The 16,010-nt window shown below is 68.2% G+C and carries 14 protein-coding genes and 1 pseudogene; 9 read left to right on the forward strand and 6 right to left on the reverse strand.

What is annotated here, in order from left to right:
- Nucleotides 1-16: 16 nt before the first annotated feature.
- The gene (locus ABZW11_RS42500; protein ID WP_355430913.1) at nucleotides 17-766 is read right to left on the reverse strand and encodes an SDR family oxidoreductase; all 750 of its coding nucleotides are present in this window, start codon (nucleotides 764-766) and stop codon (nucleotides 17-19) included.
- 131 nt (nucleotides 767-897) lie between these two features.
- Here ABZW11_RS42500 and ABZW11_RS42505 point away from each other — a divergent pair, with 131 nt between their 5' ends.
- Together ABZW11_RS42505 and ABZW11_RS42510 are read left to right on the forward strand one after the other, a co-directional pair.
- On the forward strand, nucleotides 898-1,326 hold the full coding sequence (locus ABZW11_RS42505; RefSeq protein ID WP_355430916.1) for an Rrf2 family transcriptional regulator: 429 nt from the start codon (nucleotides 898-900) through the stop codon (nucleotides 1,324-1,326).
- A gap of 251 nt (nucleotides 1,327-1,577) precedes the next feature.
- The gene (locus ABZW11_RS42510) at nucleotides 1,578-2,135 is read left to right on the forward strand and encodes a hypothetical protein (RefSeq protein WP_355430919.1); all 558 of its coding nucleotides are present in this window, start codon (nucleotides 1,578-1,580) and stop codon (nucleotides 2,133-2,135) included.
- Here ABZW11_RS42510 and ABZW11_RS42515 read toward each other — a convergent pair.
- A complete protein-coding gene (locus ABZW11_RS42515) occupies nucleotides 2,128-3,108 on the reverse strand; it encodes a GlxA family transcriptional regulator (RefSeq protein ID WP_355430922.1) in 981 nt (326 codons plus the stop codon). The genes ABZW11_RS42510 and ABZW11_RS42515 overlap by 8 nt on opposite strands.
- Before the next feature lie 212 nt (nucleotides 3,109-3,320).
- Here ABZW11_RS42515 and ABZW11_RS42520 point away from each other — a divergent pair, with 212 nt between their 5' ends.
- From ABZW11_RS42520 to sigJ, 4 genes are all read left to right on the forward strand, one after another.
- The gene (locus tag ABZW11_RS42520; protein WP_355430925.1) at nucleotides 3,321-4,424 is read left to right on the forward strand and encodes a hypothetical protein; all 1,104 of its coding nucleotides are present in this window, start codon (nucleotides 3,321-3,323) and stop codon (nucleotides 4,422-4,424) included.
- A 60-nt stretch (nucleotides 4,425-4,484) separates the two neighbouring features.
- Nucleotides 4,485-5,336, forward strand: a complete 852-nt coding sequence (locus tag ABZW11_RS42525; protein ID WP_355430928.1) for a methyltransferase domain-containing protein — start codon at nucleotides 4,485-4,487, stop codon at nucleotides 5,334-5,336.
- A gap of 117 nt (nucleotides 5,337-5,453) precedes the next feature.
- Nucleotides 5,454-6,188, forward strand: coding sequence for an NmrA family NAD(P)-binding protein (locus ABZW11_RS42530; protein WP_355430931.1), 735 nt, complete (start codon nucleotides 5,454-5,456; stop codon nucleotides 6,186-6,188).
- A gap of 83 nt (nucleotides 6,189-6,271) precedes the next feature.
- Nucleotides 6,272-7,240, forward strand: a complete 969-nt coding sequence (sigJ, locus tag ABZW11_RS42535) for an RNA polymerase sigma factor SigJ (protein WP_355430937.1) — start codon at nucleotides 6,272-6,274, stop codon at nucleotides 7,238-7,240.
- Nucleotides 7,241-7,541: 301 nt separating this feature from the next.
- Here sigJ and ABZW11_RS42540 read toward each other — a convergent pair whose 3' ends face one another.
- The 3 genes from ABZW11_RS42540 to ABZW11_RS42550 all read right to left on the reverse strand — a co-directional run bounded on the left by ABZW11_RS42540 (nucleotide 7,542) and on the right by ABZW11_RS42550 (nucleotide 9,723).
- Nucleotides 7,542-7,985: a hypothetical protein gene (locus tag ABZW11_RS42540; RefSeq protein WP_355430940.1), complete on the reverse strand. Its 444-nt coding sequence runs from the start codon at nucleotides 7,983-7,985 to the stop codon at nucleotides 7,542-7,544.
- A complete protein-coding gene (locus ABZW11_RS42545; protein WP_355430943.1) occupies nucleotides 7,982-8,116 on the reverse strand; it encodes a hypothetical protein in 135 nt (44 codons plus the stop codon). Before ABZW11_RS42545 ends, ABZW11_RS42540 begins: the two co-directional genes overlap by 4 nt.
- 863 nt (nucleotides 8,117-8,979) lie before the next feature.
- Complete coding sequence (locus ABZW11_RS42550) at nucleotides 8,980-9,723, reverse strand: glucose 1-dehydrogenase (RefSeq protein WP_355430946.1); 744 nt, start codon at nucleotides 9,721-9,723, stop codon at nucleotides 8,980-8,982.
- 146 nt (nucleotides 9,724-9,869) lie between these two features.
- Between ABZW11_RS42550 and ABZW11_RS42555 the strand changes: the two genes are divergently transcribed.
- Nucleotides 9,870-10,787, forward strand: coding sequence for a LysR family transcriptional regulator (locus tag ABZW11_RS42555; RefSeq protein WP_355430949.1), 918 nt, complete (start codon nucleotides 9,870-9,872; stop codon nucleotides 10,785-10,787).
- A 533-nt stretch (nucleotides 10,788-11,320) separates the two neighbouring features.
- Here ABZW11_RS42555 and ABZW11_RS42560 read toward each other — a convergent pair.
- A complete protein-coding gene (locus ABZW11_RS42560; protein ID WP_355430952.1) occupies nucleotides 11,321-14,389 on the reverse strand; it encodes a DUF3427 domain-containing protein in 3,069 nt (1,022 codons plus the stop codon).
- A 63-nt stretch (nucleotides 14,390-14,452) separates the two neighbouring features.
- Between ABZW11_RS42560 and ABZW11_RS42565 the strand changes: the two are divergent.
- A pseudogene (locus ABZW11_RS42565) lies at nucleotides 14,453-14,896 on the forward strand (restriction endonuclease); the annotation flags it as partial.
- Between the two features lie 11 nt (nucleotides 14,897-14,907).
- A complete protein-coding gene (locus ABZW11_RS42570) occupies nucleotides 14,908-15,930 on the forward strand; it encodes a hypothetical protein (RefSeq protein WP_355430954.1) in 1,023 nt (340 codons plus the stop codon).
- Nucleotides 15,931-16,010 lie beyond the last annotated feature (80 nt).

Here is a 16,010-nt window from a genome sequence, read left to right on the forward strand (position 1 = left end):
CTACTGACGAAGAGGATCAGGCGTTGTAGCCGCCGTGGGCGTCCAGTTTGGCGCCCGTGACGTACGACGCCGCCGGACTGGCCAGGAAGGCGATCGCGGCGGCCATTTCGTCCGGGTGGCCCATGCGCTGCAGCGACAGTGAGCTGAGCAGGGCCTTGATGGTCTCCGGGTCCGGGTGTTCCATGCCGTCCGTCATCATGCCGGCCTCCACGACGTTGGCGGTGATGTTCCGGGGGCCGAGGTCACGGGCGGCGCCCATGGTGTAGCGCTCGACGCCGGCCTTGGTCGCCGCGTAGTCGGCCACGCCCGGGACGCCGGCTCGGGTGCCCAAGCCGGAGCTGATCGTGATGATGCGGCCGCCTTCGCGCAGCACCTGCGAGGCGGCCCGGATGATGGCGATGACGCCGAGGTAGTTGGTGGCGTGCATGCGGTCCAGGGCGGCGGTGTCGGCGTTCGGGTCGTCGACCGTGGCGTTGATGGAGATCGCGGCGTTGTTGACCAGGATGTCCAGGGCGCCGAAGTGGGCGATCACGTTGTCGATCAGGGCCGGTGCCTGACTCGTGTCCGACTGGTCGGACTTGTACGCGGCTACCTTCGCTCCCTTGGCCCGTACCTCGTCGGCGACGGCCCGGGCTCGCTCGTCGGAGCTGACGTAGGTGAAGGCGACGTCGGCGCCCTGGTCGGCGAGGAGCCGTACGGTCGCGGCTCCCAGCCCCCGGGATCCTCCGGTGACCAGGGCGACCTTGCCGGTGAGTGGCTTGTTCATGGTTCTCGTCCCAACTGGTTGGCCTTCTCGGACTGTCGTAACGCTAATAGTTACGACGAACATGTCGCAACTATATCTGTTACGACAAGCATGTCGTAACATCGGGAGTTGCGACCGGGAGGGACGACACCATGAGCGCCAACAGCAGGCTGACCATCGCCGCCCACGCGCTGGCCTGGATCGGCCTCTACCAGCGCCAGGGCCATGAGGTCGCCACCTCCGAGCAGATCGCGTCCAGCGTGAACACCAACCCGGTGGTGATCCGGCGGCTGCTCGGCGACCTGCGCAGAGCGGGGCTCGTGGAGTCGCGGCGCGGGCTGGGCGCGGGCTGGACGCTGGCGCGCGACCTGGAGTCGATGACGCTGCTCGACGTGTACGAAGCGGTGGAAACCGGCCCGCTGTTCGCCCTGCACCGCGCCACTCCTGACCAGGGTTGCGTCGTGGGCCACGGCATCCAGCCGGCGATGCGGCGCATCTACGACGGCATCGAGGAGACCCTCCGGGGCGAGCTGGCCCGCGTCACACTGCAGGACGTCCTTCAGGACGTCCTCGCAGCATGACGGACAGGCCCATCGCGCGGCGGCCCCCGGGCACGATCGGCGGGCCGGCGCTGGTATGCCGGCACCATCCCCAGACATGCCGGCTCACCCCATCAGCACCACACGTGCACCGGGCAAGGTCGAGCCCACCGGGCGGCGGAGCGCCACATATGCGGCACTACCAAGAGTCGTCATCCACGCTTACGGCCATCAATTCCACGTCTCCGGTCATTCTCTTCACGGTCGCATCGCGCCCTCGTACTCTCCCCGTCATGAGCGCCCCTTCGCCGACGGCAGGACGCCGGCACTCCGTCCTGCATCGCTGGCCCACCGCACTGGGCCTGGCAGTCGCCGTCCTCTCCCTGGTGACCGGCAGCAACGAGGAGTCCCTGGCCATCACCCTGGCCGTCGCCGCCGTGTGCTACCTCGCCGCGGCGGCGCTGGGCAGGCCCTGGACCGTGTGGCCGGCCGTCCTCGGTGGCAGCCTGGTCGTCGTCGTCAGCGAGCTGATCGGAACACCTTGGTGGGCCGGCCTCGGCGGCGCGGCCGTCGTCCTGGTGGTCGTCGGTCTTGCCCTGCGCGTGTCACGGCCCGCGCTCCTCGCCCAGGCCCTCGCCGTGCTCGGATTCGGCGGTGTCGCCGTGATCGCGGTGTTCACCGCACCGCAGGTAGGCGTGATCGTGGCCGGCCTCGCGCTCGCGAGCCACGCGATCTGGGACGCGATCCACCTCCGCCGCAAGCTGGTCGTGGCGCCGTCGCTGGCCGAAGCCTGCATCTTCCTGGACGTGCCGCTGGGCCTCGGCCTCATCATCCTCACGTACGTCAACTGACCGGTCGCCATGGCGCGCTTCTCTGGTCGGCGAGCCGGAAGCGATGCCGGTAGGCCGACGGCGAGACGCCGAGCACCCGCAGGAACGCCCGCCGCATCGTCTCGGCCGAGCCGAAACCGCAGGCACGGGCGACGGCCGGCACCGCTTCTTCGCCGGATTCCAGGAGAGCCTGCGCCGCTTCGACCCGGAGACGTTCGACGAACTGACCGCACGTCATCGCGAGCTCCCGTCGGAACAGACGGCTCAGGTGGCGCTCGCTGACGGCGAGCGCGCCGGCCATCGTGGCGAGGCGATGATCGCCGGACGGGTCAGCGGCCACGAGGTCCAGCGCCCGGCGCAGCGTCGCGGAACGCGGACCGCTCGCGGCGTGGCGGGCACGGAACTGCGACTGTCCGCCGGGACGCTGCAGGAACACGACCAGGTACTTGGCGACCGCACGAGCCCGATCCTCACCCCGATCCTCTCCGACGAGCGCGAGAGCGACGTCGATCCCGGCGGTCACCCCCGCTGAGGTGACGACCGGACCATCCCGCACGTAGATGGCATCGGGCTCCACTCGCACCCCGGGATACAAGTCCGCCAACGCCGCACAGGCCTGCCAATGCGTCGTGGCTCGCCGCCCATCGAGCAACCCCGCCTGCGCCAGGACGAATGCCCCCGTACACACCGAAACCACCCGCCGCGCCCCAGCCGCCACCCGCCGCACGCCGTCCACCAACCCCGGCACAACCCCGGCGAACTCATCCCGCGGATATCCCGGCACCACCAAGGTGTCCACGTCACCGTCCACCTCGGACAGCGCGAGATCGACGCCCAGCGAGACACCCACATCGGTGCGAACGGCTCGCCCGTCCACCGAGGCCAGCCGCACCCGATACCCACCCGCGCTGTCGAACACCTGAACAGGCCCGGCCACATCGAGCAGCAGAACACCGTCGGACACAGCGAAGACGACATCACCGGTCGTGCTCATCACCATCTCCCGGGGCATCGAAGCAGTCCCGGCGAACGGAGCAGCGCTGCGTCGGGGGACACCGCTCCAGCCTAGTCACGGCCGTGGCCGGCCCGGCACCGGCGAACGCCCAGCATGCCCCATAGGCGGTGTCCGCACCGACCTGAGGACTGGTGCGTGTCACCTCTAAGGTGGTCCTTCACAAGGAGAGTCAGCAACGACGGGGGTTCGTAGTGCAGCGCGTCAGCCGACGGATCAGCACCATCGCCGGGGCAGGTGTTCTCGCACTGCTCCTGGCCGGCTGCGGAGGCGTCGACACCAGTGAGAGCGTTGAGAAGCCGAAGACGGCGGAGAAGACGCAGGCGGCGGAGAAGCCCGCGTCCGCCGGTACGCCGCTGACGCTCGACACCGCACCGCGGCAGGTGAACTACACCGACCGCGACGACAAGGTGCACGAGCTGACCCTCAACCCGACCCAGCTCACGCGCGGCTCGGCGAGCGACCTCGACGGCGTACGGCTCGACGACGACATGCGCGGCATGGTGCCGCACTACCTCACCGTGTCGATCACCAACGCCGGCACCGATGCGGTCGAGCCCTCCATGCCCGTCAGGAACTTCCGGGTGGCGCTCGCCGACGGCACCGCCGGCAAGGCCGTCTCGTTCTTCAGCGGCAACCCGCTGGCCTCGCCCGGCACCGGCCCGCTGGAGACGTGCATCGGCACGACGGCCCCGAAGTCGTTGACGGCCGGCCAGGCGGCGACCGAGTGCCGGGTCGTGCTGCTGCCAGAGGACGCCAAGCCCGCCACCGTCTCCTACAGCGACGAGTCCGTCACCAGGACGTGGAAGGTGGAGGGCGGCGACGTGGGCGGCGGCGTGGGCGGCGGCGTGCTGGCCGCGGGCAAGCCGGCCAAGGTGACGTGGAAGGACACCGACGACCAGGACGTGCCGCTGACCGTCACGCTGAAGAGCGTGCGCAGGGCCGGCGCGGGCGCGCTCGCCGACTACAAGCTGAACGCCAGGCAGAAGGCCGCCTCGGTGTACTTCGTCACGCTCGCGTACCGCAACAACGGTAAGTCCAAGCTGTACCCGGGCATGGACGAGGCGGTCATCCTGCGTACCGAAAGCGGACAGACCCTGCGCAAGCTCACCCTCATCGCGATCGGCAGCAACGGCCCCAAGGGCTGCCCGTCCTCCCGGCCGTACGGCATGGTGCAGCCGGGCAAGAGCGTGCAGCAGTGCGGTGTCTACCTCGTCGACAAGGGCGACAAGCCGGTCACCGTCACCTTCTCCTCCACCGCCGAGGGCGCCGAGCCCGTCACGTGGAAGGCATCCTGAGGCACCACCCCGGACGAAATCGTCCGCCCCGGCCTTTGGACGGTGGCTAGGGTGGGCGCCATGCAGGACGAGGTGTACCGCTACAACGAGGAACGCTGGGAAGCCCTTGTCGAGGCGGAGGCGTTGTTCACCCGTCCTATGCTCGACCTGGATGTGGAGAAGGCTCGGACATATCTGGGTCTGGAGCGGCTGGGCATCCCCGGCGACCTGACTGGCCGGAAGGTGCTCTGCCTGGCGGGCGGAGGCGGGCAGCAGTCTGCGGCCTTCGCTCTGCTAGGAGCTGATGTGACGGTTTTCGACATCTCGTCCGGGCAGCTGGAGCGGGACCGCTTGGCCGCCGAGCACTACGGCGTCGGCATCCGTACGGTGCACGGCGACATGCGGGACTTGTCGGGCCTCGACGACTCCTCGTTCGATCTGGTCTGGCATCCGTACTCGCTGACCTTCGTCCCCGACGCCCGGATCGTCTTCCGTGAGGTCGCGAGGGTCGTCGGCGATGGCGGTCGCTACTACCTGATGTGCGCCAACCCGTTCTTCTCCGAGGTGGTGGGGTCACCGGTTCTCGTCCCGAGTGGGATTGACGTGCTCGTCGCCCGGACGCCGCTGCCCATCCCGGCCGACGGCCTGGACGTGACCGTCCTGTACGACGAACCCCGTGCGCTCCTCCTGCCCGCCTCCCACCCGCTGGCAGGAAAGGAGTCGGTCACCGCCGCGGACTTCGCCGACGAGCCCCTCGTGGCCTGCGCCGGCATGGCCGCGCTGTGGACCGGGTTCTGGCGGCTCGACCCTCGTCCGAACGGCGACCCGGCCCTTCTGGGAAGAGCCTCCTCGTGCGCGACGCCTGAGCACCCTGACGTCGCTCAAGGCCAACGCAAGGACCTCGTTCGCCGTCCGGTCGTGCCATGGCCCTGATGTTCTCGGACCCCGAGCTCTTCTCGAAGCCCTGCTGCTGCGCAACCTCACATTTGTCCGGCCTGCGTCGTCATATTGGTGAGGGCGGCGACTGGCGCCCCAGAACGGAGTGCGGAAATGAAGGTTTTCATCGCTGGGGGGCGCGGCCGTGTGGGGTCCCCCCTCGCCGACAACCTGGAGGCCAAGGGCATCGAGGTGGTTCCAGGAGGACTTGAGGACGGAATCGACGTGATCTCGGGCAAGGGGCTCGCCGAGGCTCTGATCGGGGTCGACACCATCGTGAACGTCCTCAACACCCCCCGCTTCGATGCGGAGGGGGCGATCTCCTTCTTCGAGGGAGCGATCAACAACCTGACCGCGGAGGGCAGGCAGGCGGGTGTGCGTCATCACATCGTGCTCTCCATTGTCGGCGTCGGAGAAGGGGACGCATCTGACATCGGCTACTACCTCGGCAAAGTGGCTCAGGAGAAGGCCGTGCGATCCGCGTCGATTCCCGCCACCATCATCCGGGCCACGCAGTTCCACAGCTACATTCCTGTCCTCATTGACCAGCACACCGTGGACGGAAAGGTGCTCGCTCCGAGGTCATTCATCCAGCCCGTCGAGCTGGACGAAGTCGTCGACCTGCTCGCCGAGGCCGTCACGACGCTGGAGCCGGGAAGTGTGGTCGAGATCGCCGGGCCCGACCGCTTCTACCACGACGACCTCTTCCGTGCCACTCTGGCCCATCGCGGAGACCCTCGTGAGGTGGTGACCGTGGACGGACAGGAGCCCCTCGAGGCCATGGTTCCGCGCGGCGCGTACCGGACGGGCACCGTGCGGTACCCGATTGCAGGGATCCCCACCGCCTGAATGCGATGATGAGGGAAGGGGGGAACGTCTGGCCGCCGGCACATAGGTCAGGCGTGCTGCGCTCCGAGGGGAAAGGTTGCCCCATGCCGGAGGACACTCCTGCCGAATCAGCGGAGTTCGGAGGAGCCGAGCGTGACGAATCACGGGCTCTCGATTCGGTCATGGCGGAGCGACATCGTCTGCTGTCGCTGGCGTTTCGCATGATGGGCACTCTGGCCGATGCCGAGGACGTCGTGCAGGAGACCTATGCGAGGTGGTACCGCCTCGAACCCGAGGAACGCGACGAAATCGCCGCACCTGCGGCATGGCTGATGCGAGTGGCGAGCCGCATCTCACTCGACCTGCTGGGTTCCGCGCGTGCACGGCGGGAGACGTACGTCGGGCAATGGCTGCCGGAGCCGGTTCCAGCCGACCTTTTCGCCGGCACAGCGAAGGCGCCACTGGATTCCAGTCAGTTCGCCGCTGACCCGCTCGAACGTGTCACCCTCGATGATGCCGTCAGCATGGCTTTGCTGACGGTCCTCGAGGCCATGACCCCGGCAGAGCGAGTGACGTTCGTGCTGCACGATGTGTTCGGGGTCCCGTTCGACGAGATCGCTGGTGTCGTCGGTCGTTCAGCCGCAGCGACAAGGCAATTGGCGACGTCCGCACGCCGCCACGTTCGACGAGGAAGACGCGCACAGGTTTCCCCACGCCAGCATGACGAGGTCGTTCGTGCATTCCGTGATGCGACCGTCGGCGGGGACATCGAGGATCTGCTCCGCTTGCTGGCTCCAGACGTCGAACTACGAGTAGACGGCGGCGGCTTCGTCAATGCCGCACCTCAGGTCATCCGTGGGCCGGATCACGTAGCCCGGTGGTTCATGGGAGTGATGCGCAAGCAGCCCGCCCTCCGTCTTGAGCGACGCGATACGGCTGACGGTCTCGGTTACATCATTCGCGACGAAGGACATCGACACGGAATGATCACCTTCGACGTCAGTGATGTATGCGTCACGAACGTGTGGTTGATGCTGAATCCACTGAAGCTGACGTACTGGTCGCTCGACTAACAGGTCGTCTCTTTCGGTGAGCCGGCGGTGTGATGCGCCGGTCGCGTGGCCATCGCCGCGCAGGTGGTGATAGTGGCGGCGCCGCCACCGCGCAGGTTACGGAGCAGTGCTCCACCTGCCGCCGCACACGGTCAGCATGGATCTCTGCGCCAAGTTCGGGATCAGCTCGCGCGTCGAGCCCACCAGGCTCCTCCTCGAACACGAGGCCGCCCGTCACAGCTCAGAGTGCGTTTCGCGAGCTGATGCCCCTTTCGTCGGCGGAGTTGGCTTAGGTCGCCCGGTCAGGGGCTCGTCGTTCGGGTTATGGGCGCGGTGGGGTGAACAATCCCGGCTCGGTCTCGACGAGGATGCCGCGGCCGGCGAGGCGTTTGAGCTTGGCGCGGAGGTTCTGGATGTCGTTGCGTGTCAGGGGCAGGTCCAGGGCTACGGCCACGTCACGGGCGCGCAGGGAGCCGCCGGCTTCGCCGAAGACGGTGAGAATCTGCTGGTAGGCGGGGTGATCGGGGACCGCTGGCGGCGCGGGCGGTTCTACCGGGGCGGGGTCCTCCTCGGCCAGGGAGATGAGGGTCTTGCGGCTGATGCGCAGGTGTTCGACCTGCTCGCTGAGTTCGCCCAGGCGTGCGGTGAGAGTATCGATCTCCGCCTGGGTCTGCTCGATCTGGCAGGTCAGCCGGTGCTCGCGGGCGTCGATCCGGTCCAGGAGCCAGTTGCCGGGGTCGGCCGGGTGCCCGTGGGGTGCGGTCATGTCCACCGCTCAGGCGGGGCCGTGCCGCGGGTCAGGCGGCGGGACATCACCTCGGTCATCGCCCAGTACACCCGTGATTCGGAGCTGGCCGGCAGGTGCTCGTAGTCGCGGACCAGGCGGCGGTGGAACATCAAGATGCCGTACGTCTGCTCGACGACCCATCGTTTGGGCTGGGGAACGAACCCCTTGCCGGCGGGGTTACGCTACAAATCCCTACGATCACACTGCGACATCACGGGCTTAGGCTCACAAACTGCACTCTCAGGAGCGTCGCGTGCGCAAGCTTTCCCCGCATGTGGTCGTATGCCTCCTGATCGCGTTGTGCCTCTACCCTGGGCTTGATCCGGTGCGACGGACGGTTGCGTCCACGGAAGTGGTGTACGAGCTCGCCCTGCCGGCGGCATTGCCCGGTTGGCTGAGCTCCGGCCCTCCGGCGGGAAGGATCTGGCATGGGGGCTGCCCGATGGCGATGGTCTGCGGCCAGGGTGTAGCCCAGGATAGCGACGACGCCCTCAATGGCGATGGCCGATTGCTGTTCCGGGTTGTGCGCACGTATTCGGCACGATCGACGACTGCGTCGCGCGCGGGCGGAGGCGGTTGTGGCGGGTTATCGCTGCGTGGATGCGCCGGAACTGGGGGTTGACCTGGGGAAACGTCTTCAAGATCATTCCCCCGCATGTCCCCTGATCATGGTCGTACAGCTGCGTACGGGCACTGTCCGCTGCCTATCGAGGGTGGCGAAACAAAGACCTGCGGTTGTGAAACCGCAGGTCAGGGGCAATATATAGCGATCTAGGTGAGTGCCCCCGGCAGGATTGGTGGCCCGCCAGGTCAGGGCTTCTTGGTGCTCGGGCCTGCGCCGGCCTGCGGTAGCGGGTCGGTCAAGAGCAGGTCTGTGCTGCCACCCACCTGCGCGGCAGCACGACGAAGCCACGCAGGTGGGTGGCCGATCCTGCGAGGACGCCGGGGCTGGGGCCGGGACGCCGGGTCGCGTTCAGAGTTGGGAGCCGCCGCCGTCCACGGGGAGTTCGGCTCCGGTGGTGAAGGTGGCCTCGAAGGCGAGGAACACGACCGCCTTGGCGACCTCGGACGGGGTGCCCATGCGGAGCATGGGGTTGTCGGCGGCCATCTGTGCCTTGGTCTGGTCGGCCGCCTCCTTGGGCATGGACTTCTCCAAGATGCCGCTGTCGATCGGGCCGGGACTGACGGCGTTGACGCGGATGCGGCTGGGCAGGAGTTCGCGGGCCAGGCTGCGGGTCATGGAGCGCAGTGCGGCCTTGGTGGCCGCGTACGCGCTGAGCATGGGCAGGCCGAGTACGTTGGCGACCGAGGTGGTGAGCACGACGCCGCCGCCCTCGGTCATCAGCGGGGCGAGCTTCTGCACCGTGAAGTACGGCCCCTTGGCGTTGATGGCCATCAACTCGTCGAACAGCCCTTCGCTGGTCGCCTCGAAGGGGGCGAAACCGTTGATGCCGGCGTTGGCGAACACGGCGTCGACCGTGCCGAACTCGGCCTTCACCCGTTCGGCCAGCGCGTCGATGTCGTCAAGGGAGGCCGCGTCGCTGCGGACGGCGATCGCGCGGTCGCCGAGCTCCTCGCTGGCGGCGTCCAAGGTGGCCTGGGTACGCCCGGTGATCAGGACGCGCGCGCCCTCGGCCACCAGCAGCCGCGCGGTGGCCAGGCCGAACCCGCTGCCGCCGCCGGTGATCACAACATTCTTGCCCTCGTACTTGCCCATATCGGACAGCCCTTTCAGATGTATTCGGGTTACCGGTTCTCGTCCTCAGCGGGACGTTCCACAGTCAACCGCCGCTCCCACCTGGGCGTCCAAGACCTGTTCCGCACCTGGTCATGCAGGATCTGCATAACGGATACGGTGATGAAGTGTCCGAAACAGGAGCGGAGTCGCAGCCCGCCATCGATCTCGACCTGCGGTTGGTGCGCTACTTCACGGTCGTGGCCGAGCACCTCAACTTCGCCCGCGCGGCGGAGGCACTGCACCTGGCCCAGCCGTCGCTGAGCCGTCAGATCCAGCGGCTGGAGGATGTCCTCGGCGTGCGGCTGCTGGAGCGCACTCCTCAGGGCAGCCGCCTCACCGTGGCAGGCGCGGCCTTCCTTCCGAAGGCGCAGGCGCTTGTGCATGCTGCCCAGCAGGCGGCGCTCACCGCCCGCTCCGCCGCCCCGCCGCGTACGATCACGATCGGCTACGTCGAGGACCTCGTCATCTCCCCCGCGGTACGAGACCTGCGCCGCCGCCATCCCGGCGCCCACGTCCGCACCCGTCACCTCGACTGGGACGAGACCGCCGCCCTGCCCGAGCGCCGGGTCGACGCGCTCGTCGCCCGGACGCCGCTGCCCATCCCGACCGACGGCCTGTGCGTGACCGTCCTGTACGACGAACCCCGTGCGCTCCTCCTGCCCGCCTCCCACCCGCTGGCAGGAAAGGAGTCGGTCACCGCCGCGGACTTCGCCGACGAGCCCCTCGTGGCCTGCGCCGGCATGGCCGCGCTGTGGACCGGGTTCTGGCGGCTCGACCCTCGTCCGAACGGCGACCCGGCCCCGCTCGGCCCCATGATCGTCGACACGTTCGAGGACAAGCTGGAAACCGTCGCCGACGGCAGGGCCATCGCTCTCGTACCCGCCGACGACCCGCGCCCCGCCCTGCGGGACGACCTCACCACCGTCCCCGTCGAGGGGATCGAGCCCTGCCAGGTGGTCGTCGTCACCCGGAACGGCGACCGTAACCCGCTGGTGGCCCACTTCGTGCAGTCCGCCAAGAACCTTCTCCGGCGCGACGCCTGAGCACTCAGGCGCGTTCAACTCGTGAGCGGTCTCGGCGAACGTAGATCATCGATGCTTCGAGAGTGATCTGCCGCGGCAGCCACCGGACAGGCGGCACACTGTTGTCAACGGTCATTGCCGTTCCCCTTTTTGGATTCGTTGCTACGAGGGATCACGCGATGACCGTTCTCATTTCACGACGCTGAGTCGGCTGACCGATGCCGTGCCGCCTCATCGCATGCGGGTGCTGGTACTGCTTCACGCAGTGGCAAGCTGGCCAAGGAGCTTCGCGAGGTGTTCCCACTGGGCCACGGCGTCGGGAGCGGGGACGAACGGGTGGGCCGAGGTCAGTGGTTTGCTGGTCAGGGTGCGCAGGCTTGCGAGGCAGGCGTCCGCCAGTTCGTTGCGTCCGCGCGCACGAAGCGGGTCGAGGTTGATGCACAGGGACCGATTCTTCGGGTAGAGCTGCGCGATGCGCAGGCCGACCCGGCCCGAGACGATGACCCCCGCGCTGGTGTGGGTCAGGGGCAGCTTTTCCTCGTCTCGCGGTCGGCTCAGCCGGCGGTTGCTTTGGCGTAGTGGAACACTTCGGGCGGGAGCCGGTGGTCCAAACGCCAGATGAAGCGGGCGGGGCGCTCGCCCTCGTGGCTCACGTACCGCATCGGTCCCGCGTACGTGTACGGCGGGGCTCCCAGCCCTTCGTCGCGCTTGGACTGCCTGATGAGGAGGTGGACCGTGGACTCGCCCGCCATGTAGCGGCGGGCGGTGGGGGCCGCGGAGCGGAGGGTGCTCTGCGACTCCCACTGGAACAGGTTCTCGCTGATCGCCCGGTCGGCGTAGAGCGTGGTGGGGGAGTAGTGGTCCTCTGACTTGTCGATGGTGACGAAGAACAGGTCCGCCTGGTGCTCCTGTACGTATTTGACGCCTTCGCGCATGTGTGCGGGCTTGTCGATGCCGAAGGCGGCCAGTACCTCGTTCTTGCTGTAGCGGGCGTGTACGTGCAGGGGTACGACGGGGTCCAGGGGCGGGGCCACGTGACGGAGGCTGGAGCGGAGGACGTTCGCCAGTTCTTGCAGTTCCGCTGCGCGGGCGCCGGTGAGGCGGGCGAAGCGGGCTTCCATTCCGGAGATCGGCTGGGTGCCGCCCCACAGCATCGCGTCCAGCATGGCCATCAGGCGTAGCTCGCGCGGTGATCGGGGAGCTCGTCCGGCCAGCACTTCGGTGAGGAAGGCGAGGCGTTCGACGTCGTCGATGTGCAGCATGCGGCCGAAGGCGCGTCCGAGAGCGTCGTCGTCTGGTGCGGCGCCGAAGCCGGCGGCGTGCCGCAGTGAGGCCCAGCCCTGGCGGCTGCGGCGGTAGAGGTCTTCGACGTCCAGTCCGGTTTCCTGCAGGAATGTGGGCAGGGTGACGTCTCCGAGGTCGCGGAGTTCGCGTGCGAGGTCCCGCCAGTTCAGGTTGAGGGCCTGGCGGACGTTGTCGAGGACGAGGCGGCGTACGTCGCGGTCGAGGTCGATGACGCAGCCGGCCGGAAGCGTGGGGAAGCCCTGCTCGACCTCCCCAGCGATGCCGGTACGGCTGGCGCCGGTGAGCGCCCGGTAGCGCCGGTCGAAGCGGAACTGCTTGTGCTGGTGGCCGACGAAGTCGAGCACGGTCAGGCATGGTTTGTCCTCGGCCAGCCGGAGTCCGCGGCCGAGCTGCTGGAGGAAGACGGTGGCGCTGTCGGTGGGGCGCAGGAACAGGACGGTGTCGATCTCCGGGACGTCGACGCCCTCGTTGAAGAGGTCGACGGTGAACACGGCGTTGATCTTGCGGTCGCGCAGGTCGCGCAGGGCCTGGTCACGTTCGTCACGGAGGCTGTGCGCGGTGACGGCGACGGAGGGGAGCCCGGCGCGGGTGAAGTGGTCGGCCATGAAGCGGGCGTGGTCGATGCTCACGCAGAAGCCGAGGGCCCGCATCCGTCCGACGTCGCCGACCTTGCGTTGCAGCGCCTCCAGGACGACGGCGGCGCGGCGGTCGTTGCCGGTGTAGACGTTGGAGAGCTGGCCGACGTCGTAGCCCTGGCCCCGGCGCCAGCCGATCTGGCTCAGGTCGGTTCCGTCGTGGATGCCGAAGTACTGGAACGGGGCCAGCAGCACGCGTTCCAGCGCCTCCCACAGGCGCAGTTCGGAGGCGATCCGGCCGCCGAACCAGTGCTTGATGTCCAGGCCGTCGGCGCGTTCCGGGGTGGCGGTCAGGCCCAGGAGCACCTTGGGCCGCACTCCGGTGAGCAGTTTGCGGTAGGTGGCGGCTTCGGCGTGGTGGAACTCGTCCACGATCACCATGTCGTAGCGGTCCGGCTCGGGGAGCGGGTTGGCGTCCAGGGTCTGGATCGAGGCGAACACGTGCCGCCACTGCTCGGGGCGGGCGCCGTCCACGTACAGTTCGCCGAACGTCTCGTCCCGCATCACCTGCCGGAAGGTGAGCAGGCTCTGCCGCAGGATCTCCTTGCGGTGGGCGACGAACAGCACAGACTCCGCCTGTCCGGCCGCGCGCAGCCGCCGGTAGTCGAGCGCGGCGACGACGGTCTTGCCGGTGCCGGTGGCCATGACGACGAGGTTGTGCCAGTGGTTGTGGATCTGCCGTTCGGCGTCGAGTTCGTCGAGGATCTCGCGCTGGTAGGAGTACGGGCGGACGTCCACGTGTGCGAAGTCCAGCACCACGGCTCTGCCGTCCGACCGTTCGGCGGACAGGGCGCGGTCGAGCCGGTCGGCGTCGCGTGCCGGGTCGTACGGTTCGAACGACGGATCGCCCCAATAGTCGTCGAACGTGGCGGCGAAGGTGTCGATCAGGTGGGGCTGTTCGGCCTGGGCGAGGCGGACGTTCCACTCCAGGCCGTGGCTGAGGGCGGTGCGCGACAGGTTCGATGAGCCGACGTAGGCGGTGGACAGCCCGTTGTTCCGGCGGAACAGCCAGGCCTTCGCGTGGAGCCTGGTCATTCGGGTGTCGTAGGAGACGCGGATCTCGGCGCCCATCGCCGCCAGCCGGTCCAGGGCCAGGCGGTCGGTGGCGCCGATGTAGGTGGTGGTCACCACCCTCAGCCGGCCGCCGCGCTGGAGGAACTCTTCTATCGCCTCCGCGAGCACCCGCACACCGTTCCACTTCACGAACGCGCAGAGAAGATCGACACGGTCGGCTGAGGCCAGTTCTCGTTTCAGCTCATGCCCGATCTCCGGCTGCCCGCGCCCGTTGACCAGCAGCGCACTGCCGGTGAGGGGGATCGCCGGTCGGGGCGGAAAGCGCACCTGGCCACCGGCGTCGCGGCCCTTGGCGATCCCCAGTAGCTCTTCGGCGGCTTCCACCATCTCCTCGGGGGAGGCGGCCTCGGGTACCAGGTCGCCCAGGAGATCCGCGACCCGATTGACGATCTCTACTTGCCGGGCCAGCCGCACCGCGTCATTCTCGCCCCGTACCGAGCGCAGAGCGCGCCGGGTGAGCGCGGCCAGATGCCGGACGAGGGTCTCGTGGGAGTCGGCGAGGTCCAGGGAACGCCGATCGATCAGGTCGCGATCGGACACCGCACGCAGCAGGCCGTCCAGCTCACGAGTGACCAGATGCTGATAGACGCCCGGCTGAAGGTCGCTCACCCGGCGACTATAGGGCGCGGCCGGCCCCCGCGACAGGCCGGAATCCCCGTACACTGGCCGATCGTGGACTGGATCGAGCGGGTCGCCGAGATCCGGCGCTGGAGCCGGGGCGGCGAGCGCGCCCCGCACAAGCCGCTCCTCCTGCTCTACGCCCTGGGCCACTTTCAACGCAACGGTAACGGTCCCATCCCGTTCAGCGCCGCCGAGGCCGAGCTGAGGAAACTGCTCAAGGAGTACGGCCCGCCGCGTGACACCAGCCCCGGCTACCCGTTTCATCACCTGACGAACGACGGCCTCTGGCTGGTGGACACCCGCCACGGCCCCGGCAGCCCCGGCCCGGAGCTCGGCCGCCTGCGCGGGAGCCAGGCCACCGGCCGTCTGTATCCCGACCTGGCTCGCGCGCTGGCGGAGGAGCCCGGTTTACTGGGGCGGATGGCCCGCTACCTCCTGGATGCCAACTTCGCGCCGTTTCTGCACATTGACCTGTGCCTGATGGCGGGCCTGGACCCAAGGACGAGATGGCCCAGCTCGGAAAGCGGCGCACCATCATGCGGCTCTGTGGTGAGGACCCGTGGCGCGACGGTGTCTGCATCATCGACCGGCTCCTGGAGTCGGCAGGAAAGGCTGAGGCGGACATCCGGGTCGTCGTCAAAGACCTGGACGCGCTCCGCGAACCGCAACGCGGTCTGATTCTGGAGCATTTGGAGCTGTACCTCGACGGCCCGATCGAGAACCATCTGTGGCGACTGGCACTGACGAAGGCACAGGCGGACCAGATGGCCGCTGACCGGAAGGACCGGATCTGGAAGTTCTTCCACCCGGCCCCGGCGAGGCCCCGGCCCCGTATCCCGCGGTCACCTGACACACCTCTGGGAATCTGGGCCCAAGCCGTGACGGCCGCGACGGTGCTGGTCGGGGCCGCGGCCTACCTCGGCCACCTGATTCTGCAGAGCGGGCGTATCCTTCTCATGCTCGCCTATCTGCTAGCCGTCGCCGGCGCGTGCGTCGGCGCACGGGACACCGTGGAATGGCGCTTTCGAGTCGTACGCCGCCACGCCAAGGACAGGGAGTGTCTAGGCTTCGGAACCACGGCCGAGCGCGGCACCTTCGCGAAGAGAACAGAGCACCGGATCAACTACTACTTCGCCAAGTATCTTCCACCGGAGGTGGACCGTGACGATTGGCTGGCCGAAACGGCGGGAATCCGTCGGAGCCTGCGCGACGAGATCACAGCGGTCTACGGACAGGCGGGGATCGGAGTCGACAGGATCGCTTGGCTCATCCGATACCGCGCGAAAAAGGCCCGCGATCTGCGCAGTAAGGGCGAGCTGTGGAGCTACCGCCAGGAACTCGCCACCCCCGGGTGGACGAAGGCGCGCGCGACACTCGGAATCATCGCCCTCACGAGTGGTGGCTGCTGGGCGGCGACTGGTGTCGTTCTGGTCGAGCCCCTGCCTGCGATCATCGCGCTTCTCCTCCTGCTGGTCTGTGGTTGGATCAGTGCCCGCGCGTGGCTGCATCTCGTCCTAGGAGACTTCTGATGATGTTGCTGGTCAGGCTTCCGATCATGTAGGTCGAGGGTCAGGCTGGGTAGCATGATGGGGCGTCGTCCTGAGCGGCC

Source organism: Nonomuraea sp. NPDC004580 (genome assembly GCF_040609855.1).
GTDB classification, from domain to species: Bacteria; Actinomycetota; Actinomycetes; order Streptosporangiales; family Streptosporangiaceae; genus Nonomuraea; species Nonomuraea salmonea.